The following is a 26,842-nucleotide window of genomic DNA, read 5'->3' as shown; positions in this document are numbered from 1 at the left end:
ATATGAAAACCCGTAGCTTGAAAAAGCGCTTATGGACCGAGGAAGTCCTCTGGCTTTGGAGGCTCCGGTTTGAGCCCTTTCCTCTCCCTGATCTTAGCCACTAGGTCCATTAACATGCTGTCTGGTACCGGGGCCCACCTACTGAACTCCTGCCCCCAGATCGCCTTGCCGGCAGTTGCGCTCCTGAGCTCCTCGGCTATTGTGAAAGACTCGGCGACCGGTATCTCGGCTATTACCCTCGACAGGTTGCCCAGTTGCTGGACTTCTATCAACTTCCCCCTCTTCTTCGTTATTATCGTCGATATGTTCCCTATGAACTCCATGGGGGTTCTTATGTCGAGTTTCATGATAGGCTCCAGGAGAGTGGGCCTCGAGGTCAACATGCCAGCGTATATAGCATTCCTAACAGCCGGGAACAACTGTGCCGGGCCTCTGTGCGCCGGGTCTTCGTGTATTATTGCGTCGTGTAGTACCACTTTGACCCCTCTAACGGGCTCCATGGCCAGCGGGCCTTCTCTCATGGCTAGCCTGAAGCCCTGTATGATGGTGTCCTTTACATCCCTAAGGTACTGAACACCAGTGGTCATGTCGACGAACACGTTTATGTTGTCGTCGATAGCCCATATCCTCCTGGCCTCGTCCGCGTCCCATCCAGCCTGTTCCCTGAGGATCTTAGCCCTGTCCCTTGGATCCATGTCCTCCGTGATAATCCTGTCCTGTATCAGCCTGATCGTGTTTTCGTCCAGCGGCGAGACGCTTATGTACAACTTGTTGTGCTTGTTCGGCGACTTGCCCTCGAATACGCGGCTACTCGCCCTAATACTCTCCCTGTATACTATTACTGGTGGGGTGGCGACTACTTCTAGTCCGTAGAGGTCTTTGAGGAGAGTAAGAGCGATCTCGATGTGGAGAGTCCCAACACCGCTCAGCAGGAACTCGCCCGTCTCCTCGTTTATCTTGACCACCAAGCTCGGGTCCTCTATGCTCAGCTTGTGCATCGCGTCGATCAGCTTAGTCAGCTGAGAGGGGTCTTTCGGCTCGATGGCCACCGTGACAACCGACTCTGTGATCATCCTCAGCCTCTCGAAGGGCGTCATATAGTCTTTGACCGCGAGGGAGCACACGGTCTCTCCTGACCTGGCCTTGTCTAGTCCCAGCACGGCGGCTATGTTGCCGGCGCTTATCTCGTCAGCTAGCTCCCTGTATGGGCCCATGTACAGCCCGACCTGCAAAACTCTTTGCTTTAACCTCGCGTTCACTAGCCAGACCTCCTCGCCGGCTCTAACAGTCCCTGAGTATACTCTCCCGGTAGCCACCAGGCCGGCGTGCGGGTCCACCCTAACGTCGTTAACCAGCATCACCAAAGGTCCGTTGGGGTCCGCCTCTAGCATTGCTTTTGCCACATCGCTATTCAAGTCGCCGTGCCATATCTTCTTTATCCTGTAGGCCTGCGCCTCCCTGGGGTTGGGGACGTACTTAACTACCATGTCGAGGATAGCCTCGTGTAGCGGGGCTACTTTCTGTAGCTCGGGGAGGGCGTCCTTACCCCTCTGGTAGACATCAATTACATCGCTAAACTTTATGCCCTTTTGCTGAGCCATGGGTACTGAAAAGCCCCATCTATCCCTAGCACTGCCGAACACTACCTGGCCTTTAGCCGGGTCGAGCTGCCACGCTGTCCGGAACTCCTTGTCGGCATAAGTGGCTATCAGCGAGTTGATGTCCTTGATTATCTGGACAAGTCTCTGCTGTATCTCTGCCGGGGACAATTTAAGCTCCTTAATCAACCTGTCGATCTTGTTTATGAACAGTACTGGTCTCACCATCTCCTCCAGGGCTACTCTAAGGTACATCTCGGTCTGCGTCATTACCCCCTCAACGGCATCGACCACGACAATAGCGCCGTCGATCACCCTCAGCGCCCTTATAGTCTTCGACTGAAAGTCGACGTGTCCCGGAGTGTCGATCAAGTTAATAACGTAGGGCTTGCCCTTGTACTCGTGGTACAAGCTAACGTTCGCCGCCTTGACGGTCATCTGCCTCTTCTGCTCGATATCTAAGTAGTCCAGCGCTAATGCCTGCCCCGCGATCTTCTCAGAGAGCAGACCCGCCATCGCTAACAGTGAGTCAGACAGCGTCGTCTTCCCGTGGTCGACGTGCGCTGTTATGCCTATATTCCTTACCTGCTCGAGGTTCTTCATTATCTTCAAGACTTCACTAGTCTGCTTATACTTGACCATGCGTAAACCAGCCTCGCCCACGTAACCGTACTAAAAGACCTCATGTATACGGGGGTTAAAAATCGGATGTCAAGTACTCCCTTTCGCGTACCTGCTTATGAGCCCCTCGAACTCCCTCCTACCGACGTTAACCGAGTCCCTTAGTAGCGTGTCAATGTCGAGCGCCCCAACAGGCGCTCCCCCTCTTAGCCTCACGTCGATCACTACGTTGACGCTCTCCGTGGTCTTCTCTAACCGGACTATTATGTCAGCTTCGACTAGACCTCGCGCCTTCTCGTCGATGAAACCCCTGATAGCCTCCTCGACTCTCAGAGCGATTTCCTCCAAGTCGTCGTCTTTTATATTGTCTAGTTTTAAGCCCACGAGCTTAGGTCTGTTTCTGGGCTGTGAGTCCATACTTTGATAGTACCTCTCTGATCTTGCTCTCGAGGTCTGCTAGCTGTCTCGAGAGTACCTCGAGCTGCTTCCTATACTTTTCCTTCTTCAAACTGAGTAGCTCCTTCCTCTCTTGGAGTTCTTTGACTACTTCGTCCTTGCTCTTCTTCACCAAGACTTGACCTATAAGCTTGTAGACCTCCGTAGAGTCCTGTAGGTACTGCAGGTTCTCTAGCACGTTGTCTATCTCCGATATCTCGGCTTCTACGAGCTTTAGCTCCGAGTCGACCTTGACGTAGCTCTCCCTCATAGCTTGGTACTGTGCTATCAACTGCTGAACCTCGGGTGGCAATCTCTGCTCGCTCACCTCTCGATCACCGTCTTTAACTCCATGAGCATTGATATGGTACTTATTATACTATTAACAACCGCTCTTAAAAGACCTATTCTGGAACACAATACAACAACCCTGAGCGTAGACTCCTTTAACTCTACCTCACCCCGGCAGGTCTCAGGGAGGCTCTCTATCTCCGGTCGCAGAGACTCCACGATGGACCTAGCGATATTCTCGTCAACGCCTCTTACCTCGAGCTCAACCTTGTTCTCCATAAGTCTTGAAGCCTCTCACCTTTAACAAGGGGCCGACTACATATCCATTGCGAGAAAGTATTTTAACCGTTACATTACCCCCTTCGTCTTGTAGGGATATCTTGAAGGCCGACGACTTGTTGATGAAGTCCTTGAGCAGGCTCATCAATAACCCTGCCAGTTCTAGGCACTTATTACTAGAGCAACCCGACTCGTCGACACTACTGTATGATGTTATGGGGGCCGTTAACTTAGCTCCTCCCTCTCTGGAAAGCCTTACGCCACCTAGGAGCATGTCGAAGTACTTCGACGCCGTGACTTTACCCTCGGCATCGTAGTGGACTACGTAGACGTGAATAACCGCCGGGTTTCCCTTCTTATTCGTGGCTACAACTAGATACTTCTTTTTCAACAGCAACGCGAGGTAGGCTAGGTCTACAAGCCTCCTTTTACCTCTAGTAACTCTGACAGATCCAGGTAAGATGAGGGTAAGGTCTTTTACGAAAGACCTGAGTCTCTGGCTCGGGCGATGCGACGTGGTAACTAAAAACAACTCCTTCTACTCCCTTACAACAACCTTGGGGAAGTACTTGCTGATCTCTGTCCTGTGGTAGTACGCGCCGCCGGCCCAAACGGCTCCGCACTTTTTACAAGTCCAGAGACCGACCGACACCCTCACTACGCGACCTGTGTAGCCACAGAAGGGGCACTGCTGGGGAGAATACCTCTTGAGTAATATATCCCTAACCTTCTTCCTCAGAGTAGCGCCATACCTAGCCCCGTACCTACCGGCGGGACCAACGACCTTCGTCCTTCCCATAAGCAACACCTGGTCTACCACTTCGTGTACTCTTGTGGATTGCTTATAACCCTCCTTATAAAGCTTAAGACTTGTTCGCCAGCCTTTAAAGCTATTTCGACAGCAGAGTCCAACGTCTTGGGCGTAATACTTCTCGGCCCTCTCTTCTGTAGGCCCACTATACGTCCTTTCTCGTCCACCGAGATCGACAAGAACGTGTCTATCACACTCTCCTCCTCGAGCGTCGGGTCTACGACTAGAATATCACCTAGCACGCCCATGGTTACCGTGGTCACGAGTGTGTTTATTGGCAGGGGGGTTTCCTTGGTTCCATAGACGACTTTGAAGCCCTCCGCTGTGGTCTCAAGTCTAGGCAACTTCGATGTGGCGAGGGCTATCATGGACGCTATCATGCCGGCGTCTAGTATGTTCCCGTCGTGGTCTATCACGTAGATGTCGTCGTATATCACCCACGCCAGTCTACCTGGCTGGATCACCAGCTTAGAGAGGTCTACTACTTTGGGCTCTCTGAGACTCCTGTCTATTACCCTCGCGACCTCTATCGCGTCCTCGTTAGGAGGTCCAGGCTCGAAGGAGGGGGAGGCTAGTGGGACGAACTCGGCGTGAACTTGCAAAACCCCCTCATTCGGCCTATCCTCGAAAGGCGTGCCCAGCTCCGCTTTCACACCTGCTATTACCTGCGTACCACCCAGCTTCACTAGGGCGCTTCCTTCCGCCTTGTTTATTATGCCAACGCTCACCGAGATGTTCCTGTAGTCGTGAAGACCCCTGTTGTCTACACGCTCACCCTTCTTCAGCATCCTTACTATCGTCTCCGCCCTTATCTTGGGCATAATAGGCTCTCTTTGAGGAGTTATCGACATAGAGGCCACCTCACGACTCTAGTACAGACAGGTACTTCTTATGCAACGTCTCCTTCATCAAGGCGTACACTTTCTCGGCCCCTCTCTTCGCGAGTTCGACAGCTTTCTTGAACTCTTCTACTGTTAATACACCGTTCAGCTGAAGCAAGACTATCTCGCCGATACCCGCGGCATACCCTACAGGCAGGTCTGCCTCGCCGTACTCGTCCTCGAGCTCGTTTATGTCTAGTACCAGGACTCCCTCGACTTTGCCCACTGCGACTCCGGCCACTAAGTCTTTCATAGGAATGCCCGCGTCGGCTAGCGCCAGCGACGCCGCTGTCAACCCGGCCGTCCTGGTACCGCCGTCGGCCTGGATCACCTCGATGAACACATCTATGCTGGCTCTGGGGAACTGTTCTACGAAGACAACCGACTCTAGAGCCTCTCTTATGACTTTGGACAGCTCTATCTCCCTCCTCGTAGGAGCTGGCGATTTGTGCTCTGTGGTCGAGAATGGTGCCATATGGTACCTCACCCTTAATACAGCTCTGTCTGGGAGCTGCACGGCCTTGGGTACTACCTCCCTGGGTCCGTACACGGCTGCTAGAACTTTTGTTCCACCGTACTCAACTAGGGCGGAGCCGTTCGCGTTCTTCAGTACACCTATCTCCATTCTTATCGGCCTTAGTTCGTCTGGTCTCCTACCGTCAACCCTTAATCCGTCCTCGCGAATCAGCTTGGGCTTAGACTCCGACACATTAACCACCCAGTTTTTGTTCTAGGAACTGCTTTACCTCCTCCGTTAAGCCCCTCGCATGCGGCTTTTCCTCTATTATCTTAATAGCCTGGGTTAAAACCTCCCCTCTGTACTCGTCCGGGCACTTCGCCCAGATAAAGCCGTTCTGGGCAACTGTTATGTCGCAACCCGTTTTCGTTGTCAACAGGTTGAACATGCTGCCCTTCTTGCCTATTATCCGTGGGATCCTACTCGGTTTAACCTCTATTATGATGCCCTCGATGATCTTGCCAAGACCTTTACCTCTTATCGTGAGAAGGGGGTCTCTTGTCCTGTCAAAAGCTACGATCTTGGCGAGTATCATGTCACCTACGTCTAGGTAGGACTTCAAGTCGTGATATAGGGGGTTGAAGTTCTCTATCGCGTCGCTCGCGTTCAAGTAGGCTTTATACGGGCTCCTGATGTTGACTTCCCAGGCTGTTATCCCGATATCCTCGATAACGCCAATCACGACATCGTCTCTTCTAGGGTAGTACACGGTGTTGAATGGTATAACAGCGATGTCGTTCTCGGAGACCGAGGCAACCCCGTAGACGTCAGAGTAAATCTTGTTGTTTACCAGGTATACGTGCTTCTCCGGTAGCCTCTTAAAGCCTTGGTTCCCGTCCTCCTCTATCTCGGCTAGAGTATCGCCCGGCCTGACAATCTGCCTGTCCGCCACGTAGACCTTGAGCTTCAAGTCTCTCAACCCACGCTGATAATTTTGACCTGTGCTGTACCCTTCGTTAAGCTGTTTACCTTGTCTATGAACTCCTGTTGCATGCCAGCTGGTATCTCTATCTCCATTAATAAACTACCGTCGTTCATCCAAGTCGACTTCTTTACCTCGCCTAACTGCGCAATCGACTTATGGACCCTCCCAGCGTACTCAGGTGGGATCCTCACACTAATGTACGCCTTGGCGATCTTTATTGGTATCACCCGCGCAATCTTCGAAATGATCTCCTCCATCTGGGCCTCGGCAGGCTTGAACGGGTCTATTGAAACCTTTGCCTGCTCAATTGCCAGCTCGATCCTCTTCTGGGGTATCGGTAGTTTGGTCTTCGGGTCCACGGCGTTTTTTGCTATGAGTGTTATGACCTGCTTCTTTTTCTCCTCGACAAATTTTCGTCTCTGCTCGGCCGTCAGCTGAATCTCTCCTCTCCGTACGATCTCAAGGGCTATTTGTCTGACGTCATCCGTCTTAAAAACCTCCCTAAGGCTCTCGGGCGACGCCTTCAACCCCTTCCTCGCATCCTTGTAAATGAAATCGCCTACGAGAAGATCGTCTACACTAACAGATTTTCCCTCCTTTACTTTCAGAGCTAAATCCGGGTTAACCAACACTTCAAATCTGTGCCCCTTCTCCTCGAGTCTCGCTATCACGTATTTGTCTGTCAAAACACATCACTCTTCTACACTAAACTACAGATTCTTTGACTAACAGGGTAAAATAACTTCCTGTATTACATTCTAGCTACTGAAGAAAAGGTGGCTTTTCACATTTTCAATTTTCCTTCCTTTGCCAGCTGCCTTAGCACGTCGTCTATCTCCTGTCTGCTCATTATCTTGAATTTCCTGGAGTCGACGTCAACGTAGCCGGCCTCGATGAACTCGCTAGAGGGCTTTACATCGAGCACCGAGGCAATAGCCTGTATTCCGAGCTTGATCGTCTCCTCTACGCTCATGTCGTACTTGTAGTTCTTCTCCATGAACTCCGATACCGCGTTGGCTTTCTCGCCGATGGCCACGGCGTAGTAGCTGAGGTATCTCCCACTAGGCTCTGTCATGAAGAGTTGCGTCCCCTGCTCGTCCACGCCTGCGAATATCACCGCTACACCGAAAGGTCTAACACCCGCATGCTGCGTGTAAGCCTGCTTCACGTCGCACACCCTCTTCGCGAGGTACTCCACGGGGGCCGGCTCATCGTAATACAGCCTGTGTAACAAGGCGACTTGCCTAGCGTACTCGATCAAGACGCGCCCGTCGCTCGCGATGCCGGCAAAACTCGAGCCAACGTGGTCGTCTATTTTGAATATCTTCTGTATCAAATTCTCGTCAACCAAGGGCGCTATTTTCTTCTTCTCCACAACAACCATTGCCGCCGTCCTGCTCTTCAGCCCGACTGTAGTCCAGCCCCTTCTCACAGACTCGAAAGCGTACTCGACCTGGTATATACGCCCGTCCGGCGAGAATATTGTGATCGCCCTGTCGTAGGCTGCCGCCGATATCCCGAAGCTCATCTAAACCACCGCTGATTTGTACTCAATGAATCAAGGGTTTTATAAGAATTGGGTCTCAAGACGATATCGGCACGATTAGTGCGGGGGGTGGGATTTGAACCCACGCAGGTCTACACCAGCGGATCTTAAGTCCGCCCCCTTTGGCCTGGCTCGGGCACCCCCGCTCTCAACAAGTATTTTACTTAACCTGGGTTTTAAGCTTGAGACGAGAACTCAGTTCGTCGCGAGTTCTTCACCCGTCGTGTTGGAGCGGCTTCATCATCTTGTGAAGACTATAGTAGTCCAGAGTTATTAAACTAGGCACTCAACTGAGTTTCTTCTTCGCAGACTTAAAAGTGCCCGATATACCGACAGGTATAACTTTGAAGCCCAGCTCGCTAGAAGCCACTAGAGAAGCGAGAAACTCGACCTTAAACCTGCCGTTGAACTTCACTATAGCCTTAGACCCGCCCGGGTCGAAGTATACAACCTTGGGGTCTATACCGGCTAAGTAGACAACTCCGAAAGACCTCATCACGACCGTTCTCAAAGCCTTCTCCAGCTCCCCCGTTTCCTTGAAGCGGCCTGGAGGGTAGTACATTATGGCGAGGTACCTCTTCCTGTACCTTCCAACCTTCCTGGCCCGCATAAACCACGTAAGCGCCTTACAAACCACCGTCGAGTCCAGGAGAAGTACGAGAACGGTGACAAGAGAAATTCCCGACAGTATTATGGAGAGGACCGATAACAACTGGTAGATGTCCACGTCAAATCGCCGTCCTCGTGAGTACTTTGTAAGGATTCGTAGAGAGCATCGCCTTGGCCGCCTCGTAGTCTACGTCTAGTAGTTTCACAATAAACGACAAGACCACTAAGGGGTGGTGGTACTCGAGAATGTCGCTAGCACCGCTCGATATTATGATCGGCACCTTCCTGGAGATCATCAACTTGAGTCTTTTAACGAATCCAGCGAGGCTACTCTCGTTTGCCCCCCTTATCTCCGTAAAGGGCACCTCGAGGGGCTTATTGTAGTACTTCATAACCGACGCCTGCTTCTTGTCAAACACCGCTTGGTTCCTCGAAGTCATGACAATGCTGTCGACGCGCTTATCGTGGGCTACCCACCTCGCTACTTCGACATTTAGTGGTACAACGCTCACAACGGTTTTAGGTCTCTTGAGGCCGGCGAGAGCGCTCTTAAGATGGCTTATATTGTCCGAGACTACGACGACCTTCGAGAAAACGTTGGGGGGCAACGACGCCTCGCCCGAGTCTATCCCCTCGACCGAGACAACCTTGTACCCAAGCCTCCTAGCCTCGTCTACTAGCTTGTAGTCTTTCAGCCACAAGTCGATTAGCGTAGAACCACCCCTCTGTTCGCAGAGCCTCCTACCTTACTCCCCGGAGATCGAGTCGAGAAACGACCTTAACTCGTTCACGTTCTTTAAGCCCTTGAAGTGGACGACCACCTTGACAACGTCGTCGGCGTCGTTCAAGACAAATTTGCCCTGGTAGAGACTTTGCTTGTCTAGTCTCACGAAAAACCTCCCTGTTCTCCCATCGAACCTCAGGTCTAGCGAGGCGTTTAGCAGAGACCTATCGCTCTTGCTCAGGTTTCTCAGTATGTTCTCGAGCACGCCTCTCTCTCCGACTCTAATCTTCATGACCTTTATCCTATTCCCATAGAAGCCCTCCAGGTCTTCTTCTTCAACTCTCACGCGGTCTCTAAGCTCGGCAGGTATAACGTTGTGGAGAGCCACCAGGACTTTCGAACAATCCTCTGTCGCGTGGCAGTGTGTAGATACCTCTACTTCTCTTACGCCGAGTCTTACTTCTTCTTTTCTGCCTCGCTCCAAGGCTCTCTTGCTCCCCTGCTAGCCTCGTGCCTCTTCTTCAGCCTCCTCTCTTTGGCCTTCTTCTTCCACTTATGCTTGTGAGTGCCTTTCAGCCCCCGACTCTTCCTCAGCCCCCTCATTTTCTTGCCGGCACTGGTCAGACCCCTGAAAACCCTCCCTCTGTTCTGCGGTTCGCAGATCCAGTTAATCTCCGGGTCTTTGCAGATAGACGGGTGGTGGGGGTCGACGAGTATGACCTCGTACCACTTGTATCTGCCGTCCTCGCCGACGTAGTAGCTGTTCAGCACCTCCAAGCCCGGGTACTTCCTCGCGGCTCTCTCTTCTGCTATCAGTCTCAGGCTCTTCGCAGGCGCGTAACCATAGACACCCATCCGCTTGGGCCTACGGCCACTCGAGGGCCTCGGCTTCCTTCGTCCCCCCTTCCTCACTCTGACCCTTACCACAATAAACCCTACTTTAGCCTTGTAACCAAGCTCTCTCGCCCTGTTAAGACGAGTAGGCTTCTCCACCCTTACTACAGCCGGCTCTCTCCTCCACTTCATCAGCCGCTCTCTCATCAAGTCTTTCATGACTCCTTCGTAGGGCCTCTTCCACAGCATTGCAATGTAGTGGTACATGCTCTTGGCCATTCGGCCCACCGCTACCTGACTCTACACTCTAACCGTTATACAAGCTTAAAAAACTTATATAAGATTGGATCTGGCCACACATTTTAAGAGGGCGTAGCCACCCCCTAAATGTTGTAGTGTAGTGGAGTATCATGCCTCCACCAGAGCGCCTCATCGGTATCGTGGGTAAGACGAATGTCGGTAAATCAACGCTCTTCTCCGCTATGACGCTCGCTACAGTGAAGATAGCGAACCACCCGTTCACCACCATCGAGCCCAATGTAGGAGTTGGGTACGTCAGGATAAGATGCGCCCACGTAGAACTAAACCTACCTTCTTGTAACCCCAGGACGGGTGCCTGTATTAGGGGCGAGAGGTTTGTGCCGGTAAAGATAATGGACGTGGCTGGACTGATACCAGGGGCTAGCCAAGGTAGAGGGCTTGGCAACAAGTTCATGGACGACCTTCGCCAAGCAGACGTTCTGATCCACGTAGTCGACGCGGCCGGATCCACCGACCCCGAGGGGAGACCTGTACGGCCTGGTTCGTTCGACCCGGTGGAAGAGGTCAAGCTAATTCAGGCCGAGATAGACGAGTGGTTCTGGGGCGTCGTCAAGAAGCTCTGGGAGACCAAAATCCAGCGGAGCCTTCACAGTACCGTGGACCAGGTCGACCTACTAGCGAGAAGCCTATCGGGGTTATCCATAAGGAAACAACACATCGTCGAGGCTCTTAGAGAAGTGGGTTTGGAAAACAAGAACTTGAAGAACTGGTCACTGGACGATGTCAGGTCCTTCAGCCTAGCTGTGAGAAGGCTGAGCAAGCCAATAGTTATAGCAGCCAACAAGATAGATGTGCCGGAGGCTAGCGAGAATGTTAGGAGACTCGTGGAGGTCTTTGGCAAGGAGAGCGTAGTACCTGTAAGCTCCCTCGCAGAGTTGTTGCTGAGGAAACTCGCAGCAGAGGGAGCCATAGAGTACCTGCCCGGAGACTCCTCGTTTAGGGTTATCGACGAGAAGAAGCTGTCGGGACAGTACAAGAGAGCGCTGGAGTTCATAGAAGAGAGCGTCTTAAGAGTCTATGGTAGCACCGGGGTTCAGCTGTTGTTGAACAAGGCCGTATTCGACGTACTACGCCTAATACCTGTCTACCCTGTCGAGGATGTTAACAAGTACACAGACCACCACGGGAATGTGTTACCCGATGTCTACCTAGTGCCATGGGGGACTACAGCCAAGGAGCTCGCGTACATGATACACACAGACCTAGGTGAAGGGTTCTTGTACGCCATCAACGCGCGTACTAAGGAGAGGGTCGGCGAGGACTACCAGCTCAAATACGGCGACGTCATTAAGGTCGTCTCGGCCAAGTCTAGACGTTAACGCCTATGGCGCAGTCACCTGTTCTTCCTTAAGGACTTCCAGTAGCGTTGAGCCGCCTTGTAGTAGTAATCGGGAGACTTCCTCTCACCGAAGTATGCCAACCCGTGCTCCCGGACTGCCCGTTTCAGTTCCTCGCCTTCCTCTAGGGGTATCTCGCCGCGCCTCACCAGGTACTCTATAACCTCTATCGCCTCGCTCTCGCTCTTGCACCTCCTCAAGTAGTCGTAGACGTTGGGTAGATACCCATGCCATGGATCGGAGAACCCCTGGTCTACGGTCAGCTTGATACCCTCATATTGTCCGTCCAGTATTTCTTTCGCGAGGTTCGGGTACTTTCTTCTGAATTCGTCAGTGCTCATTCTCAAACTTCATCACATCAACTCTTGCCTTAGTCTCGGGCTTTAAAATCGTTTTCTGCGGCACATCGCTCGTAACCACAACTCCTGGATATATCCAAGAAAAGGACCCCACCTTCACCCCCGGCATCAACGAGACGTTTACGCCAGTCTTCGCGTAGCCCCCAATCACGCTGCCAAGTTTTTTCCTGCCGGAGTCGACAACCTTGTCCTTAATCCTCATCTTAACGGTTTTTTCGTCGAACCTCAAGTTAGCCGTGACCGTCCCTGCCCCTAGGTTCACTCCCTCGCACACAACGCTATCCCCGATGTAGGCCAGGTGATTCGCGTGAACGTTCTCGAATATAACGCTCTCTTTCACTTCCACGGAGAACCCTATCACTGAGCCATCGCATATCACGCTGTATGGTCTAAGCCTAGCGGAGGGGCCTACCCTTACTCTTCTGCCTACGTAAACCGGCCCCTCGATGTAGGTGAACGCCTTTATCTGGCTCTCCTCGCCTACGTAGACATCACCATGTATCACGACGGGTTGCTCTACAACTCCCTTTATGTTTTGTCCTCTCAGGAGGCTGAGGGCGGTCTTATTTGCCTCGATGACATGCCACGGCAACCCTATGTCAATCCAGCTCCCTCTCGGCGCTGTAACAACCCTCACATCGCTTACGCTCGCTATTTTGTTGACTATGTCTGTGAACTCTAGCTCTCCACGCGGGCTCAACTGTATGTCCCTATTCGAGAGTATATCACCCACCCTAAGCTTGTACACCCCAGCGTTGACCACTTTAGAGAGGGGTTCCTTGGGCTTCTCTAAGATTTTATCTAGCAAGTCTTCGCCTTTTGTTAGTAGCACCCCGTATTGGCTGGGGTCGTCTACCTCCGCGCCCAGTATCACATTGCCATCTCGCTTGGCTACCTCAAGTAGCAACTCCGGTTTACTCAAAAACACGTCCCCGTACACGATGAGAACGTCCTCTTCCTCCTCGACTCCTTCCAAGGCCCTCAAGACGGCGTGGGCCGTGCCAAGTTGTTGCTCCTGTTCCACTGTCCTTATTTTTTTGTTTGCCGCCGTCCTCGATAGAAACTCTATTACCTTGTCTTTCATGTCGCCTACTACGATTATTACTTCGTCGACTAGACCTCCCAATCTCTCGATCCATTCGAGTTGCCACGCGAGGAGCGGCTTACACAGTATTGGTATCAGAGGCTTAGGCCTAGTCTCGGTGATCGGTCTCAGTCTCTCCCCTTTACCCGCTGCTAGGATCACCGCTTTCAAAATAAACCACTGTGAGCACTATATGTAGCCTACTCGTAAAAAGTCTTACACGGCACCCTTCTGTATCGGTGAGACAACCTTGGCCGGCTGAGGGCCGGTGGGGCCGGGTACCATTAGGAGCTTGCTCTTGTAAACCTCTACTCTTCTAACCGGGTATATCTTCCTAGCCCTCTCGGCTATGTCGGCGGAGACTTTGCCTCCCAGTATCTCGTTGATCAGCTCGTCCAGCGTTAGGCTCGACGCTTTCTCGTAGATGTAGTCCCTCATAATCCTCCTGATCGCCTTCTTCTGGCTGGTTTTACACCTAAAGCTTGTCAAGGTGACGATCGTTAGTCTGAGAACATAGCCGTCCTTTGTCGTAACGTCAAAAATTCCCTGTATCTTGCTGCTCTTCCTCCTTATGAGGCTTCTCATGTAGTCCCTAGCCAGCTCGTGGCCCTTAAACCTGGTAATGGCCTGGTCGCCTTGAACGTCGACTACCTGGAAGTACAGCTTCACGTGAACCTGTGATATGTCGCCCGTTAGATCGTATAGTGTAGTCTCAACAGTCCTACCGATCAGCTTCATCGGATCATCGGCCGGCGTGGTAGCCAGAACAACGCCCCCGAACGATTGGGGTGCCACTATGTTGTACCACTTCTTCAACTTCCACTTGTCCTTGATCACTCCCTTTCTGGCAGCCATGTAAGCATCCCTTCTCTTCGGGTTATAAAGCAGATTAGTTTACTAACTTTTAAGCTTTCAGTGCAATAAGTCCCCAATTTTGACCACTACGCTCACTAGCGCGAGCACTTCGTCTATTGTCCCCTTAACCGTGTTTAAGCACGTCTCCTTACTTCGGCATTTAACCTCAAGAATGTAAACCCCCCTACCGTCCCTCTCCACTACGCGGTCCTCTATGTACAGGTCGCGACCGGGGTACTCGTTGTCAGGCTTAAGCGAGACGTATACAGACCTTGCCTCCCTAGCGTCTAGCTCGATACTAAGCCTTAACGAGACTTCCATCCTCTCTTACCCTACACAGCTGGTCGGGACCGCAGCTATTGTACACCTCCTCCACCGGGTAGCCGACTCTCAAGAGCTCACCGACGGTCGTCACCAACTCCCCGTCCCTTCTGACAATAATCGGCTTCTTGGACTCGACCGGGTAGATGAACCTCAGCGCCTCCACGAGCAGTTCAGGCCTAGTCAACGGCTCGGGCATCTCAACAACTCTACCGGGACTGGCTAGGGGGGCGGAAATAGCCCTGGCTACCATATCGATTGCGTCCTCGTATACGTTGAGGAAGTCGTAGGCGAGTCTCTGGTGGAGCGTCACCTCGAGTAGTTGGTAGGGCGCCCCCTTTGCGAGACTCAGGTACACCATGAAAGCCCCCAGCAACTCGACTAGGTCGACTAGAGTCCCATTTATTGTCGTCGTGTAAACGTAACCAACCAGCCTACGCTCTATTTTCTCTTTAAGAGCTTTGTCGCCCACGATATTCGACTCCAGCAACAGGATGAACTTCCTCAGTAGGTTTGGGTCCTGCTCAATCCCGGTCTCGGAGGCCCTCACTGTAGGTTGCAACTTTAGCTCCCCCAGCATCTTCATTACGACATCCTCTCTACCAGTCAAGCCGGGCAGGGGAGGGATTATCGTTCTTGTCAACGCCTTGAGTATACTCACTCTCTTGTACCCCCATAGCCTGAAGCCCAGTTCTTGCTCTATCAAGCCCTTGGTTAAGAGCTCGTTGAGAATCGATTTCTCGACCCCTTTAGGGCCCTCCCTCCCGACATCCACGCCCTCGTAAACGCCGGCCGCGATGGATAAGACCTTGTCCCAGGCATGGACACCGAACTTCCTCTCCATCTCGTAGACGACAGACCCTGTCAACGTAGAGTTCGGGTGCTTGCCTATGACGATAGCCTTAGCCCCCTTGGGCTGCGGCAAGCCTAGAAGGGCGACCTCCTCTTTCGCTTCCAATACGCTCGAAGTGTCGAAGCTAACGGCGACATCGACGCCGCGCTCGGGCAAGTTGTGGAGCATAGTACTAGCTGCTAGGATAGAGTCGAGGTCTATGCGGGGCACTACCCTTATAAAACTCTTCGAAAACACCTGCTCAATAGAGCTCAAGCAAACCCCTCCAGACTATCCAGCCGAAAACGTGTACACCGTTAATTGACCGCTTGCGTAACCCTAGCCTGCACCTCAAGTTTATATCCCGCGAGACCTAATTTAAGAAGATGACGCCACGCCGATGAAGAGGGAATCCGGGTTTAAGCGTAGAAAGAACGTGCTGACGAGGCCCGCTACTGAGGTTCGACCCTCACCCAGCTTCTTTAGGTCTCCACAGCTCCCTCATTCTCCTTCTCTTCAGCTTTTCCATCTCCCTCTCAATGTATGAATAGACCGTACTGTGCCTCCTACCCTCGATAAGCATCTCTACCGCTGTCCTCGCAACCTGGGCCGACTCATAGTCACCTATGATCGCTATGTTGTTGTCGTACACCGAGATGAACGTACCGGTCATCTCCTCTAGAACCCTCCTCGCTTTACCCCCTTCCCCGATCACCCTTCCTAGGATCCTCTGTATATGGTTAGGCTTATCTCCTACGTACTGCTTGAGCTCGATAATTATCAAGACCTGGTCTTCCCCCAGGAGCGTCATGGCTCTGTCGGGTGAGAAACCGCTGGCGATCGCTCTGACGATCTCCCTAGCCTTCATCAGCTCGAATGTCGTTGTTGAAGGGAATGCTGGCTCAATTATGACCATACCGCTGGTCGAGTCCACGGTTATCCTGGTCCTCGTCTTCTCCTCGATCTCTCTCTTAACCTTCCCCTCGTTACCTATTAGGACCCCAACTCTCTCTAAGGGGATTTTCTCGTAGAGTTTCGTGACCCCTATGATCATTCTACCTTTCTCTTCTCCAGACATTTGAGTAGTACCTCGAGGATACTATTAATGTCTTTAACGCTATTAAGCCCTACCTCGTCCTTGAAGAAGCTCTCTACCCTCTCTACGTCTCTCTTTAGGAGTTCAAGCGCGTTGGGATGGCCGATGTCGAGTGCTTGGCTAACGTCTATTATGACCACGTCCGCGTCGGGAGTCACCATGATGTTGAACTCCGACAAGTCGCCGTGGACAAGCCTAGCCCTGCAGACCATTTTCTCGAGCTCCTCCAAGACTCTACCATATACCTTCTCGAGCTCCTCCAACTCTAGGTCTTTATACGCCTCGACCAGCAACGGGTACCTCAAGCCGTCCTCGCCTATGAACTCCATTACGAGCACGTTGTTGTAGACGCTAATAGGCCTTGGAACCCTAACGCCCGCCTCGTAGAGCCTCGCCAAGTTCCTGAACTCTTTCCTAGCCCAGGCGTAGACGAGTTCACGCGTATTACGCGGCGAGAAGCCTGCGAACCTGGGGTCGCCCGCTATGTACTTCCACATCCCCTTCTTGAACTCGGCACTACTCGTCAGGTAGATCTTCACGGCCACAGGTTTATCGTCATAGGTGTAGCCCAAGTATACCCTCGATTCTTTACCAGCGCTTATAGTACCAGCCAGCCTCTTGATGACCTTCCTCCTCATTAACTCTACGACGTTCAGAACGGTTCTCGTGTCAAAAACCTCTTCTACGGTCTCGAATAAATCGTCGTCCTTAATTCGCTTCTCATAACCCCCAGTCATATAAGTTCACTGATCGCGTCGATGAACTCCTTTGTCACAATGCCCTTCTCCATCAGCTTCTCCAGCTCGCTCCTACCATACTTGTACAATACCTCGCCTTTTTCAGGAGAGAAGTCCCATACGCCCGCGAGCACTATGTCTCCCTCACTAATCCACACGCGCCTCCTCATTTTCCCCGGTATACGTAGCTTCCTGTCAACCCCGTCCATGCACTTAGCCAGCACGTAGTCGCCACCGAGGTGTTTGATGACACCGCAAATTATAGTCCCCTCGCTGGGAACAGGTGGTTCTTTACTGCTCGGTTCCCCAACTGATTTCTTCGACAGTATAATCACCCTATTGACCATACTTCAAGACATACTCTTTATCATCTATAACAAGTATTTTAACGTAATCACCCTGCTTTACCTGAAACGGTATGTTTGACAGCAGGAACTCCTTCACCTCTCCCGAGTCGCGGTTCAGCAAATAGACCATCGACTTGTCCACGGCGACTACCTCGTACACCCCCTTAACGTAGTAGTTCTCGACGACGAGGAGACGCCCACTCCAGTACTCCGACAACGGTACAGTAGTTCTCCTAGCCGAGGAAACCGCTTCTAACTGGACCCCTCTTACGTCGAGCTTCTTCACCACCCACAGCTCGCCGCCGTACTTGACTATAGAGCCCTCTGTAATATCGGGAAGCCTAACCGAGAACGTGTGTATACCCTGCCAAACACCTTTCCGCGAGTCGTACCTGGTCGACTTGAAGGTTTCTTTCACATGACCCCCTAACAACCTGGCCAGCTCGTATGCTAGCCTCCGAGCAGGAAGCTGGTCAACGAACCTTATGTCAAACCCGTTCGGGGCGTCTTCCACGTCCACCAAGTACTCGCTATAACCCGGGTTCGACCTGATGATCTCCTCAACCAAGCCTCTGTGAGCTTGAGCATTAACTCCTCTGACTTGTACTACAGCCGAGATTTTCCTGCTGGCTCGGGCCAAACACCGCGGGCATATGGTTCTTGAAACGGTAATCCTGACGTCCTGGTTGAACTGCGCGAAATGCCTCTTGTTAAGGACTATCCCAAATAACCAGTTCTGGACGTAAACCCCTTTAGCAGACTCCCTAGGCTCGCCCGAGGGCTCCACCGAGATCAGCTCAGCCGAGGATATCATGTACTTGGCCTGGTTGTCGAGGAGGTACCTCCTGACCACGTTCTCCATGCTATCCTGGTGCCACTCACCTTTATAGAATATTGAGCCGCATCTGCTACAGACCTTTAGCTCCAGCGAGACTTGTTTAGTAAAGGGGTTCCCAATCTTCCTGAAGCAGTCTATGCAGTAGCCGTTGACGTAGTCTTCGTCAGGGACCTCTCTACCACAATTAAGGCAGTACCTCACTATGACCCACCGCACCTAGGACGCCTACAAGGTTATGAACATAGCCACTTTAACGCCGTTCACGACGAGCACGGTGTCCTCTCTGACGAGGCCCTCACTTACAGCTCGCCCCACGATACCGTTGCCCACGATGTTCGCCATACTAGCCTTCCTTAGAACTTTCACGGCTTTATCAACGTCCAAGACCTCTCCTTTAAAGAAGGACGGGTCCACGTAGAAGTTGATACCCCGTGACTCGTCTACGAGCCTAAGCCCTAAAACGTCTTCGTCGCACGCCGCTACAAAAAGCCCACTCTCCGTGTTGTAGGTCTTGACGTACACTCTCACCGCGACTTCGCGATCGCTCATTTGAACGCCTCCAGCGTCGTCTCGGCGCCGCACGCCTCACACTTAAGAACAAAGACCTTGCCCTTCCTTATCAGCTTGGTGTGATAGCTACCACAGGTCGGGCATCTAACGTACTTCTTCACGAACATGTCTAGGAACTTGTTAATCACTATAGCATTGAACTTGCCCTGCAACACCAGCTGGCCCGCCTCGTTGATCACGGCCGGCACACCCAGCTCCTTGATGTAGTAGTGCTGGAGGAGAGACTCGTCGCGTGCTAGAACATCGGCTATTTTCCTGAAGTTCGTTATTATCGTCTTACCGCCGACAACTGTAACTTCCGCCTTAGGCACCTCGAAGACCTCGCCGCTACTAGTCCTCTGCGGTAGCCTACTGTAGGCTCTCTCGAGTAGTTCCTCGTAGGCGTAGTCCCTAACACGTTTTGACATCGAAACCACGCTCCTAGATTTAATGGTTAATAGGGCTTTAATAACTCTCATTCAAAATAACGTTGAGGAAGACCAGATGAGAGTATACATCGAGACCTATGGATGCGCTTTGAACAAGAGTGACGAGGCGTTAATGAAGAGGGTTCTCACCGATAGAGGGCATAGCATAGTAGACGACCCCACCAGCGCTGATGTCCTAGTGATCAACACGTGTACCGTAAGGCTCGATACCGAGTATAGGATGGCGAGGAGGATCGCCGAGCTGTACAGACTAGCTAAAGAAGGCGGTAAAAAGCTGGTGGTCGCGGGCTGCCTCGCCAAGGCCCAGCCCTACAAGGTTGCTAAGCTGGCGCCCGACGCCAGTATCGTCTCGCCCCAGAACGCCGACAAGATACACCTCGCGGTCGAGTCCGACTCTAGAGTCGTCTTGCTGACAGGGCTCAGGAGCAGGGGGGCTATAGGAGTCTTCTTGATGGGTAGAGTAGCTCCAATACCCGCACAAGAGGGTTGCCTGGGCAACTGCACTTTCTGCATCGTGAAACACGCTAGGAGGGTGCTCGTAAGCCACCCCATCGAGAGCGTCAGGAGGGCTGCTGAAGAGGCCGTCAGGCTTGGTGCCGTAGAGATAGAACTCACCGGCATGGACCTCGGCACATACGGCATCGACCTATACAAGACACGGAAATTGCCGGAGTTGATCGAGTCCGTGGCTGAGGTCGAGGGGAACTTCATGATAAGAGTCGGCATGCTCAACCCTGAACACTTGAGCTACATCCTAGACGACCTCGTCGAAGCCCTAAAGCATAGGAAAGTCTACAAGTTCCTCCATATACCCCTCCAATCGGGCAGTAACAGGATACTAAAGCTTATGGGGAGGAACTACACCGTTGAAGAGTACATCGATTACGTCGAGGAGCTGAAGAGTAAGATCCCGGGCATAAGCATCGCCACCGACATACTCGTCGGCTTCCCGCACGAGACAGACGAGGACTTCCAGGCCACGATAGAAGTCATCAAGAAGCTGAGGTTCGAGAGAGTGCACCTAGCGGCTTACAGTATAAGACCTAGGACTTTAGCCTCGTCTCTACCCCAGATCCCAACTCAGACTAAGAAAACACGTGTACTCCAAGCCCTGAGGGTAATAGAGTCGGTAGGTCTTGAAGACAAACAGAGGTATGTCAACACGGTCCAGAACTGCTTCACCACAGAAAAGCACAAAGGCTGGGTGTGTAGGCTCGAGAACTACATACCGGTCGTCCTGAGATCGGGGGAGGATCTAGACTACGGTAGGTGGGTAAAGGTAGCGATTAGCGAAGCCACTTTCTTCGACCTACGCGGTTACGTTATAAACTAGACAACCTTGTCCAACGGCTTTCACGTGTGTATTCTCAAGCACCGCCTAGAAGTGGGCATAGTATCCTCACTACAGGGATTCGTCCTTGAGGAGAAATACCCTGCTCAAGCGGGCCCGCGGGGATTCGAACCCCGGGCCTCCGGCTTAGAAGGCCGGCGCCCTATCCTGGCTAGGCGACGGGCCCGCCTTTATGCTTCTATGAGTTAAACCAGTTTAAAAGAATGAGCGCGATGCCTTCGAGGCTATTTACTGGAGCAAATAGCCCTCTCAATGACGTTGTTGATGAGACCGGGGTCTGTGGGCTTGAATAGTTTGATTATCACGTGGTCTGGTTTACCCCCGCCTTTACCGTACTGACCGAGCTCCTTTACCACTTTTGTGAGGTCCAAACCACTCTCCCTCGCCTTATTAGGGTCTACCGCTACCTCGAGTAGGTCGCCCATTAAGACGACAACCATTGCCCTCCTCTTCAAGGCGGCCTCTTCAACGAGTTCCTTCCTAAGCGCCTCGTCTTCTATCGGTATGGGGACGAAGTAGTACTCGAACCCGCAACTCGTTCTCACAGCGCTCCTCTCGAGGAGGATTTCCTTGAGGAAACTCCTGTACTTACCCAAGAGCGAGGTCTTTTCCTTGAGCTCGCTCACTGTTCTCTCGGCGGCCGCGACTAAGTTGTCCCCGCCTAGGATGCTTAGGGCCTTCCGCTCTTCTTCCATGAAGTCTCTCATGACCTCAGGTATCCTAGTTGCCGATACGAACTCCAGCCTGACAACGCCCTCCTGTATCCTGTCCACGTTAATTATCTTTATCCCGCCGACCTCGGCCGTGTTCTTGACGTGCGTCCCGTAACACGCTTGAGCGTCGAAACCCGGTATCTCGACGACTCTTATGTTGCTCGAGTAGACTGAGCCGCCCTGGTACAGCCTGATCCCGTACTTCTTCTCCGCGTCGAACCTACTCAAGGTGTTGACGTTTAGGTCGATCCTTAAGTCGACTATTCTATTGGCTTCTTTCTCTATGGCCTCGATATCCTCTTTTGTCAGAGGCTTGTAGTGGGTTATGTCCAGCCTAGCCTTCTCGACGGTCTTCTCGGCGCCGGCTTGCCAAACGTGTTCTCCCAGTACCTTCCTGGCAGCGGCGAGAACTATGTGAGTTGCTGTGTGATGTCTCATAAGCCTATACCTCCTACCCCAGTCTACCTCGACTACTACGACGTCACCGGGTCTAAGAGAGGGCTCGCGGTCTAGCACGTGGACTATGACATTCCCGAACTTGTAGGCCTCGACAACCCTGTAGACTTCTTCGCCAGACCTCACGATACCCATGTCGTAGTCCTGCCCACCTGACCTCGGATAGATCACTGTTCTGTCCAAGACCACTAGCTTGCCTTTAACGCCTAGCACTCTGGCCTCCGTGCTCTTCTTGTACGGGTCGATGTGGAACTCCGGCACCGTCTCCCACAGGCTACTCACCCACTCGAACTCCTCCTGCTTCTCGACCTGCTTCGCTAGCCTTGGCGGCGCAGAGTGCCTCGCTGCCACGACGGAGTAGAAATCTGGCGGTAACTGGACGTTAATGCCCAGTGACCTGGCTTTCTCGACGACTATCTCCGGGGGTACACCGTAGGAGTCGTATATTGAGATCAGGTCTTCTAAGCTAAGCTGCTTCTTCCTGGATACGATTCTCCTAACCAGGCTCTCGCTCTCGACTAACGTGTTAACAAACTTGCCTACCTCCGCCTGCACCACTTCCAGGATGTAGTCTCTTCTACTAGCCAACTTGCCGAATACGTAGTCCCCGATCCAGTAGTTTATCTGGGCGTTGATTAGCTCCAGTACAACGTCTCTTACTCTACTAAGCTCCACGCCAGTGAGTAGTACATTCCTGACAAGCCTTCTAGCCACTAGTCTCGCTAAGTAGCCTTCCCCCGTGTTCGATGGGACTATACCGTCCGCGAGCATTAGGGCTAGCGTCCTCGTGTGGTCGAGTATAGAGTACGTGTAGACGCTCCTCTCCAAGTCTTTGGCGTACTCGCCGAAGCCCAATTTGGTAGCGAGGTCTAGGAGCTCGCTCACAGAGGATATCTCCTTGTCGCTAGTCTCGTACACGATCTTCTTCAGGACATCACTGGGAGGCTCCTCGACCCCGAGGAGGTCTTTGAACTTGCCTACCAGGCTACCGTACACTGCGTGGAAGCCGGTCGGGGTCCTCTGGGAAAGCCACGTGATCCTCTCGATGCCATACCCGCAGTCGACGACTAGTACGGGGTTTTCTACCCACCTACCACCTGCGTCCTTATACTTCATGAATACGAGCGTAGCCACTTCTAAACCGTCGACCAGCACTTCGGGGGCCGGACCAGCGTTGCCCCCTCCCTCCCACCAAGACTCTTTGAAGACTATGTCGTCTAGGCTCAGCCCTATCTCCTTTGTGAAGAAGTCTATTGTGTTGTCGAGGACGCCCTCAACCCAGTAAACAAACTTACCGGGCTTGTTAAAGGCGTGCATGCCCCCCATTTCGAAACTTGTCATGTGCCTACCGAAAGTCAGCCCGACGTTGTCTATGTCTGTCAGCCTAATCGACGGCTGAACTATAACGAGGGGGTTGTACGGTGGGTCGACGAGACCGTCGGTCACGTGCGGCTGGAAGACTATTATTGACGCGATCGTCAAGTAGAGGTCGTCGCGCCACTTTGCTATAACAGGGTAGGGGTCGACGACCCCGTGACCTCTCCTTACGAGGAAGTCGATGAACCTGCTTCTAACCTCTCGGAGGGACAGAGGTCTCAGGTTCTTATAGTCCTTGTAGAGGAACTCGTACTTGGAGCACGGTCTGTCGGGGCACGTCTCCCGAGGCCTCGTACTCCACATTACTCCTTCGCACTTGACGCACCTGTACTTCTCGTACCCGTACTTTCTCAAGTACCCTAGGTCTATGCCGCTTGTAGACAAGAATATCCCCACTAGGCTTCAAAGAGTATAGAAACCCGCTGTTATATTAAAATACTTCTGCCGCTTCGTGGGAGTAAAACTAGAGCGCCTACATCCCGAAGAGTGCTCCGAGCCCCTCAGCCAGCTGCTCTTCGCTGATCGTCTCCTGCTTCTCCTCCTCTTTCTTCTCTTCCTCCTTCTTCTCAGCAGCAGGCTGCTGAGGCTGGGCCGGCTGAGCTACTGGGGCCGCCGCGACAGGCGCTGCCAGTGCCTGCTCCAGGACCTTGCCTATATCGATCGTCTTAAGCGCCGCGACGAGGGACTTAACCCTTACCTCGTCTACGGCCACACCAGCTGCCTCCAAGACCTTCTTGACGTTTTCCTCATTTATCTCCTTCCCGGCTCTATAGAGTAGTAGGGAAGCATAGATGTACTCTATAGGCACCACCTCTACACGCATTGTAGATTGTTTCAGGGCTTTTTAAATTAATGCGAGGGTTTTAAAACTATCGCGAACCAGTTAGGCTACATCCCGAAGAGTGCTCCGAGCCCCTCAGCCAGCTGCTCTTCGCTGATCGTCTCCTGCTTCTCCTCCTCTTTCTTCTCTTCCTCCTTCTTCTCAGCAGCAGGCTGCTGAGGCTGAGATGGCTGCTGAACCACGCTGACCTTGAGCCCTAGTTCCGGTGCCTTCTCCGACACGGCCGCTGCTAGCGCCAGGGCCCTACTCTCAGCCACCCTGATAATGTGCTCTACGGTGTCAGGGGTCACGAAGGCTGCCTCTACTGCTAGGCCTAGCGCCTGTCTGTGGGCCTTCACCAGGGTTAGCCTTAGTATGTCGGGCTCCGGCCACGCTATCTCGACACCTATCTTCAAGTAGTCTAGAGCCGCGACCTTCAGGAGTTCTACGTACTCGTCGATGTTCAACGTGAGCTTCTCGCCGGGGATGAGGACGCCGCCGTCGTAAGCTACCTTGACTCTCAGCTTGACCTCCTTCAAGGGGAGGTCGAGTTTCTGGAGTAGGCTTGCTAGCTCAGGTGATATCCGGTCGCCTGGTTTAGCCACGACGGTGTCTTTGGCTACTTGAATGGAGTTCCCAACCACTTTTGTCGGTATTTTAAGCCTCCCGAATACGCTCAACATAGGCCCTGGAGGTATGCCTGTGTCCCCCTCCGGTATAACGATCTCGCTCGACGCGACGTCGCCGGGCTTGTAGTACGTGTACGACTTGTGTTTCTCGAGAAGGCTGTTAAGCTCAAACGAGTTGATGTCCGATAATAGGACGGCGATTTGGCCGGTCAAGTACTTCGACAAACCCGTCTTCTCTGGGTCTATCCCGGCTTCTCTTAGCGAGATGGCTAGTAGCTTTGGCTTTACGACCTTGATAAATGCTACCTTGCCTATCTTCTTTCTCAGCTCCTGAAGCTTGTTCGTAGGGAAGCCTGTGAGGTCCGCTATAAGGATCGTTTTGTGCCTCCTGATCTCGTCTGCTAGCTCCTTTACTTGCTTGACTTTCCACTCAGGAACCTCCCTCTTCTGCGCGAGGGCCGGCACGCTAGACACCCCTAACCTCTACGGGTATCCCCATCGTAGTCTTGACTATAACCTTGTCGATATTGGCTGCGCCCTGTGGAAGCTTCGCTTCCACAGCCGAGATCACGGCAAGAGCGTTCTCGGCTAAGTCCTCGGGTTTCATGTCAACAGTGCCTATAGAAGTCATTATTTGCGGCTGATCCTTTAGCCTGGCTAACACAGCGTTCTTAAACCTGTTCACCAAGGCTGACATGTCAGAGCCTGGCGGGACAGGTACTGGTGCCTTCCCTCTGGGGCCGAGAGCCGGTCCGAGAGTCCTACCTACAACAGCCATAAGATCCGTCTTGACTAGAACCCAGTCACACGTGTCCGCGATCTTCTTCGCGTTCTTTTTTGTCATACCCTGGAGGTCGGCTGGCGTCAGGACCATGTGAGCCCCTGCCTGCCTAGCCTTCTCCGCCATCTCGCCGTCAGCTACAACACACACTTTACGTTCTTTGCCCCTCCCCTTAGGTAGGAACACCGTTTCTCTCACTTTGCCGCCAAGCTCCTTCACATTCACGTCTCTCAGTACTATGACCAGCTCCACAGACTCCCTGAAGTTAGCGTGCTTGTGCGCTACTGCCTTTTCCAAAGCTTGGGCAAGCATCTCTTTGGTTATAGGCATCAAGACACCTCTTTCTCCCACTCGCTCTCAAACTTCTTTAATAACTCGTCGTAAAAACCTTGGTCAACAAGCTTCTGCACCTCCTTGGGGTCCTTACCCTCCACGGTCAGACCTATCGACCTAGCCGTACCGAGAATGGTCTTGACCGCAGCCCGGAGGGTCTTAGCGGTCAGCTTATTCTTCTTCAAGATGGCCACTTTGATGACCTGCTCCATCTTTAGATCGCCTATCTTCTGGTGAGCCGGGTCACCTGTGAACTGGCTAGCCCCCGCTTCCTTCAATAGCAGTGCTGTCGTGGTAGGCACGCCTACTTTGATCTCGTACTTCTTAGTCGACGTGTCTACATGAATCTCGACGGGAACGCTAAGCCCTGCGAATTCCTTAGTTGCTTCGTTGATCGCCCTCACAACCTCCTGCACGTTCAACTTGAGAGAGGACAGGGTTGGACCCAGCGGCGGGCCAGGGTTGGCTTTCCCGCCCTCAACCATAACCCTAATGACTTTCTTACCCACAACTAATCACCCTTCTTAACAGGCTTCACGTACTCACCTGAGATAGTTATAGGTATCGCGTGACTCGCTTCTAAAATGCTAACCGTAAGCATGTTTTTATTCTTATCCACGTTGGTGACCTGAGCCCTCATGCCCTTGAACGGCCCTCTCACGATCTCTACTATGTCGCCGACTTTGATGGACTCCACTACCGGCTTTGGCTTGATGAGCCTCTCTATCTCCTCCTTGGAGACCAGTATGAGAGACGAGCTCTTCAAGTGCTTTACCTCGGATATGACCTTGTATATGCCCGTGGGCTTTGTCGCCTCGATGAAAATGTAACCTCGCACACCCGGCGGTATTATCAGGCTGGCTATGCCGACGTCCTCGCCCCTTTCGGCCAGCTCCTTTATCCTCCTTTCCAGGATTAGGACTACGTCCAGCTCCCGCCCTACGGTGGTCCTTACCGCATATATCTTAGCCTCCTCAGAAGACATACTGCTACCCCGCTATCTGTGGGAAGAGGAAGGCGTAGAAGATCACTCTTATGATAAACGCGATACCCCCTACGATGGACATACCGAGTAAACTCAGCTTGAGCGTGGTCATGAAATCGTCTTTCTCGGGTTTAGAGGCGAGCGTGAAAATTTTCCTCCACTGGTCGACCATCTCCCGCAAGTCCAACACGGACACCCTTT

The 26,842-nt window shown here is 52.6% G+C and carries 35 protein-coding genes and 2 tRNA genes; 2 read left to right on the top strand and 35 right to left on the bottom strand.

The window, feature by feature from the left end; all coding sequences use genetic code 11:
* Positions 1 to 29: 29 nt before the first annotated feature.
* The 16 genes from ACP5VX_RS00685 to ACP5VX_RS00610 form a co-directional block, all read right to left on the bottom strand.
* Entirely contained in the window at positions 30 to 2,240 is a 2,211-nt protein-coding gene (locus tag ACP5VX_RS00685) for an elongation factor EF-2 (protein WP_428724023.1), read from the bottom strand.
* A gap of 69 nt (positions 2,241 to 2,309) precedes the next feature.
* A complete protein-coding gene (locus ACP5VX_RS00680) occupies positions 2,310 to 2,567 on the bottom strand; it encodes a hypothetical protein (RefSeq protein ID WP_428723969.1) in 258 nt (85 codons plus the stop codon).
* A 40-nt stretch (positions 2,568 to 2,607) separates the two neighbouring features.
* Positions 2,608 to 2,982, bottom strand: a complete 375-nt coding sequence (locus ACP5VX_RS00675) for a prefoldin subunit beta (protein WP_428723968.1) — start codon at positions 2,980 to 2,982, stop codon at positions 2,608 to 2,610.
* Positions 2,979 to 3,224: a KEOPS complex subunit Pcc1 gene (locus tag ACP5VX_RS00670; protein ID WP_428723967.1), complete on the bottom strand. Its 246-nt coding sequence runs from the start codon at positions 3,222 to 3,224 to the stop codon at positions 2,979 to 2,981. The genes ACP5VX_RS00675 and ACP5VX_RS00670 overlap by 4 nt, the downstream gene beginning before the upstream one ends.
* Positions 3,208 to 3,756 (bottom strand): Brix domain-containing protein, encoded by a 549-nt coding sequence (locus ACP5VX_RS00665; protein WP_428723966.1) that lies wholly within the window; start codon positions 3,754 to 3,756, stop codon positions 3,208 to 3,210. Before ACP5VX_RS00665 ends, ACP5VX_RS00670 begins: the two co-directional genes overlap by 17 nt.
* Positions 3,757 to 3,762: 6 nt before the next feature.
* The gene (locus ACP5VX_RS00660) at positions 3,763 to 4,023 is read right to left on the bottom strand and encodes a 50S ribosomal protein L37ae (RefSeq protein ID WP_428723965.1); all 261 of its coding nucleotides are present in this window, start codon (positions 4,021 to 4,023) and stop codon (positions 3,763 to 3,765) included.
* 14 nt (positions 4,024 to 4,037) lie between these two features.
* Positions 4,038 to 4,856, bottom strand: coding sequence for an exosome complex protein Rrp42 (gene rrp42 / locus ACP5VX_RS00655; protein WP_428723964.1), 819 nt, complete (start codon positions 4,854 to 4,856; stop codon positions 4,038 to 4,040).
* 40 nt (positions 4,857 to 4,896) lie between these two features.
* Entirely contained in the window at positions 4,897 to 5,625 is a 729-nt protein-coding gene (gene rrp41 / locus ACP5VX_RS00650) for an exosome complex exonuclease Rrp41 (RefSeq protein WP_428723963.1), read from the bottom strand.
* A 1-nt stretch (position 5,626) separates the two neighbouring features.
* Positions 5,627 to 6,352 carry an exosome complex RNA-binding protein Rrp4 gene (gene rrp4, locus ACP5VX_RS00645; protein ID WP_428723962.1) on the bottom strand — a complete coding sequence of 242 codons (726 nt, stop codon included), beginning with the start codon at positions 6,350 to 6,352 and terminating at the stop codon, positions 5,627 to 5,629.
* Positions 6,349 to 7,044, bottom strand: coding sequence for a ribosome assembly factor SBDS (locus ACP5VX_RS00640; RefSeq protein ID WP_428723961.1), 696 nt, complete (start codon positions 7,042 to 7,044; stop codon positions 6,349 to 6,351). Before ACP5VX_RS00640 ends, rrp4 begins: the two co-directional genes overlap by 4 nt.
* A 98-nt stretch (positions 7,045 to 7,142) precedes the next feature.
* On the bottom strand, positions 7,143 to 7,886 hold the full coding sequence (gene psmA, locus ACP5VX_RS00635) for an archaeal proteasome endopeptidase complex subunit alpha (protein ID WP_428723960.1): 744 nt from the start codon (positions 7,884 to 7,886) through the stop codon (positions 7,143 to 7,145).
* 79 nt (positions 7,887 to 7,965) lie between these two features.
* Positions 7,966 to 8,050, bottom strand: a tRNA-Leu gene (locus tag ACP5VX_RS00630).
* 140 nt (positions 8,051 to 8,190) lie between these two features.
* Positions 8,191 to 8,631 carry an Rpp14/Pop5 family protein gene (locus ACP5VX_RS00625; RefSeq protein ID WP_428723959.1) on the bottom strand — a complete coding sequence of 147 codons (441 nt, stop codon included), beginning with the start codon at positions 8,629 to 8,631 and terminating at the stop codon, positions 8,191 to 8,193.
* Between the two features lies 1 nt (position 8,632).
* Positions 8,633 to 9,214, bottom strand: a complete 582-nt coding sequence (locus tag ACP5VX_RS00620; RefSeq protein WP_428723958.1) for an RNase P subunit p30 family protein — start codon at positions 9,212 to 9,214, stop codon at positions 8,633 to 8,635.
* Between the two features lie 45 nt (positions 9,215 to 9,259).
* Positions 9,260 to 9,721, bottom strand: a complete 462-nt coding sequence (locus ACP5VX_RS00615; RefSeq protein WP_428723957.1) for an RNA-binding domain-containing protein — start codon at positions 9,719 to 9,721, stop codon at positions 9,260 to 9,262.
* Positions 9,694 to 10,350: a 50S ribosomal protein L15e gene (locus ACP5VX_RS00610; protein WP_428723956.1), complete on the bottom strand. Its 657-nt coding sequence runs from the start codon at positions 10,348 to 10,350 to the stop codon at positions 9,694 to 9,696. The genes ACP5VX_RS00615 and ACP5VX_RS00610 overlap by 28 nt, the downstream gene beginning before the upstream one ends.
* A 131-nt stretch (positions 10,351 to 10,481) precedes the next feature.
* Between ACP5VX_RS00610 and ACP5VX_RS00605 the strand changes: the two genes are divergently transcribed.
* A complete protein-coding gene (locus ACP5VX_RS00605) occupies positions 10,482 to 11,711 on the top strand; it encodes a redox-regulated ATPase YchF (RefSeq protein ID WP_428723955.1) in 1,230 nt (409 codons plus the stop codon).
* Between the two features lie 14 nt (positions 11,712 to 11,725).
* On the opposite strand, the gene ACP5VX_RS00600 is transcribed toward ACP5VX_RS00605, so the two are convergent.
* From ACP5VX_RS00600 to ACP5VX_RS00550, 11 genes are all read right to left on the bottom strand, one after another.
* Positions 11,726 to 12,070 carry a DUF2095 family protein gene (locus ACP5VX_RS00600; RefSeq protein WP_428723954.1) on the bottom strand — a complete coding sequence of 115 codons (345 nt, stop codon included), beginning with the start codon at positions 12,068 to 12,070 and terminating at the stop codon, positions 11,726 to 11,728.
* The gene (glmU, locus tag ACP5VX_RS00595; RefSeq protein ID WP_428724022.1) at positions 12,060 to 13,334 is read right to left on the bottom strand and encodes a bifunctional sugar-1-phosphate nucleotidylyltransferase/acetyltransferase; all 1,275 of its coding nucleotides are present in this window, start codon (positions 13,332 to 13,334) and stop codon (positions 12,060 to 12,062) included. Before glmU ends, ACP5VX_RS00600 begins: the two co-directional genes overlap by 11 nt.
* A gap of 54 nt (positions 13,335 to 13,388) precedes the next feature.
* Positions 13,389 to 14,027, bottom strand: coding sequence for a 30S ribosomal protein S3ae (locus ACP5VX_RS00590; RefSeq protein WP_428723953.1), 639 nt, complete (start codon positions 14,025 to 14,027; stop codon positions 13,389 to 13,391).
* A 57-nt stretch (positions 14,028 to 14,084) separates the two neighbouring features.
* Entirely contained in the window at positions 14,085 to 14,348 is a 264-nt protein-coding gene (locus ACP5VX_RS00585; protein WP_428723952.1) for a hypothetical protein, read from the bottom strand.
* Entirely contained in the window at positions 14,326 to 15,411 is a 1,086-nt protein-coding gene (locus ACP5VX_RS00580; RefSeq protein WP_428723951.1) for a hypothetical protein, read from the bottom strand. The genes ACP5VX_RS00585 and ACP5VX_RS00580 overlap by 23 nt, the downstream gene beginning before the upstream one ends.
* A gap of 238 nt (positions 15,412 to 15,649) precedes the next feature.
* Positions 15,650 to 16,258, bottom strand: a complete 609-nt coding sequence (locus ACP5VX_RS00575) for a KH domain-containing protein (protein WP_428723950.1) — start codon at positions 16,256 to 16,258, stop codon at positions 15,650 to 15,652.
* Complete coding sequence (locus ACP5VX_RS00570; RefSeq protein WP_428723949.1) at positions 16,231 to 17,013, bottom strand: serine protein kinase RIO; 783 nt, start codon at positions 17,011 to 17,013, stop codon at positions 16,231 to 16,233. The genes ACP5VX_RS00575 and ACP5VX_RS00570 overlap by 28 nt, the downstream gene beginning before the upstream one ends.
* The gene (locus ACP5VX_RS00565; RefSeq protein WP_428724021.1) at positions 17,010 to 17,348 is read right to left on the bottom strand and encodes a translation initiation factor aIF-1A; all 339 of its coding nucleotides are present in this window, start codon (positions 17,346 to 17,348) and stop codon (positions 17,010 to 17,012) included. Before ACP5VX_RS00565 ends, ACP5VX_RS00570 begins: the two co-directional genes overlap by 4 nt.
* Before the next feature lies 1 nt (position 17,349).
* The gene (locus tag ACP5VX_RS00560) at positions 17,350 to 18,414 is read right to left on the bottom strand and encodes an NMD3-related protein (RefSeq protein WP_428723948.1); all 1,065 of its coding nucleotides are present in this window, start codon (positions 18,412 to 18,414) and stop codon (positions 17,350 to 17,352) included.
* A 9-nt stretch (positions 18,415 to 18,423) separates the two neighbouring features.
* Entirely contained in the window at positions 18,424 to 18,747 is a 324-nt protein-coding gene (locus ACP5VX_RS00555; RefSeq protein WP_428723947.1) for a DUF424 domain-containing protein, read from the bottom strand.
* Positions 18,744 to 19,175 (bottom strand): translation initiation factor IF-2 subunit beta, encoded by a 432-nt coding sequence (locus ACP5VX_RS00550; RefSeq protein WP_428723946.1) that lies wholly within the window; start codon positions 19,173 to 19,175, stop codon positions 18,744 to 18,746. Before ACP5VX_RS00550 ends, ACP5VX_RS00555 begins: the two co-directional genes overlap by 4 nt.
* Before the next feature lie 76 nt (positions 19,176 to 19,251).
* On the opposite strand from ACP5VX_RS00550, the gene ACP5VX_RS00545 reads away from it, so the two are divergent.
* Positions 19,252 to 20,529 carry a tRNA (N(6)-L-threonylcarbamoyladenosine(37)-C(2))-methylthiotransferase gene (locus ACP5VX_RS00545; RefSeq protein ID WP_428723945.1) on the top strand — a complete coding sequence of 426 codons (1,278 nt, stop codon included), beginning with the start codon at positions 19,252 to 19,254 and terminating at the stop codon, positions 20,527 to 20,529.
* Positions 20,530 to 20,638: 109 nt separating this feature from the next.
* On the opposite strand, the gene ACP5VX_RS00540 is transcribed toward ACP5VX_RS00545, so the two are convergent.
* The 8 genes from ACP5VX_RS00540 to ACP5VX_RS00505 form a co-directional block, all read right to left on the bottom strand.
* A tRNA-Arg gene (locus ACP5VX_RS00540) sits at positions 20,639 to 20,713 on the bottom strand.
* Between the two features lie 58 nt (positions 20,714 to 20,771).
* Positions 20,772 to 23,477 (bottom strand): alanine--tRNA ligase, encoded by a 2,706-nt coding sequence (gene alaS / locus ACP5VX_RS00535; protein ID WP_428723944.1) that lies wholly within the window; start codon positions 23,475 to 23,477, stop codon positions 20,772 to 20,774.
* 88 nt (positions 23,478 to 23,565) lie between these two features.
* Entirely contained in the window at positions 23,566 to 23,895 is a 330-nt protein-coding gene (gene rpl12p, locus ACP5VX_RS00530) for a 50S ribosomal protein P1 (RefSeq protein ID WP_428724020.1), read from the bottom strand.
* An 86-nt stretch (positions 23,896 to 23,981) separates the two neighbouring features.
* Complete coding sequence (locus ACP5VX_RS00525) at positions 23,982 to 25,007, bottom strand: 50S ribosomal protein L10 (RefSeq protein ID WP_428723943.1); 1,026 nt, start codon at positions 25,005 to 25,007, stop codon at positions 23,982 to 23,984.
* Between the two features lies 1 nt (position 25,008).
* Positions 25,009 to 25,653: a 50S ribosomal protein L1 gene (locus tag ACP5VX_RS00520; protein WP_428723942.1), complete on the bottom strand. Its 645-nt coding sequence runs from the start codon at positions 25,651 to 25,653 to the stop codon at positions 25,009 to 25,011.
* Entirely contained in the window at positions 25,653 to 26,165 is a 513-nt protein-coding gene (locus ACP5VX_RS00515) for a 50S ribosomal protein L11 (RefSeq protein ID WP_428723941.1), read from the bottom strand. Before ACP5VX_RS00515 ends, ACP5VX_RS00520 begins: the two co-directional genes overlap by 1 nt.
* A 2-nt stretch (positions 26,166 to 26,167) precedes the next feature.
* Positions 26,168 to 26,641 (bottom strand): transcription elongation factor Spt5, encoded by a 474-nt coding sequence (locus ACP5VX_RS00510; RefSeq protein ID WP_428723940.1) that lies wholly within the window; start codon positions 26,639 to 26,641, stop codon positions 26,168 to 26,170.
* 4 nt (positions 26,642 to 26,645) lie between these two features.
* Positions 26,646 to 26,837 carry a protein translocase SEC61 complex subunit gamma gene (locus tag ACP5VX_RS00505; RefSeq protein WP_428723939.1) on the bottom strand — a complete coding sequence of 64 codons (192 nt, stop codon included), beginning with the start codon at positions 26,835 to 26,837 and terminating at the stop codon, positions 26,646 to 26,648.
* Between the last annotated feature and the right edge of the window lie 5 nt (positions 26,838 to 26,842).

This window comes from Thermogladius sp. (genome assembly GCF_049970955.1).
GTDB lineage: Archaea > Thermoproteota > Thermoprotei_A > Sulfolobales > Desulfurococcaceae > Thermogladius.
Note: the sequence above shows the minus strand (reverse complement) of the source record. Positions and strands in the feature narration are given on the sequence as shown.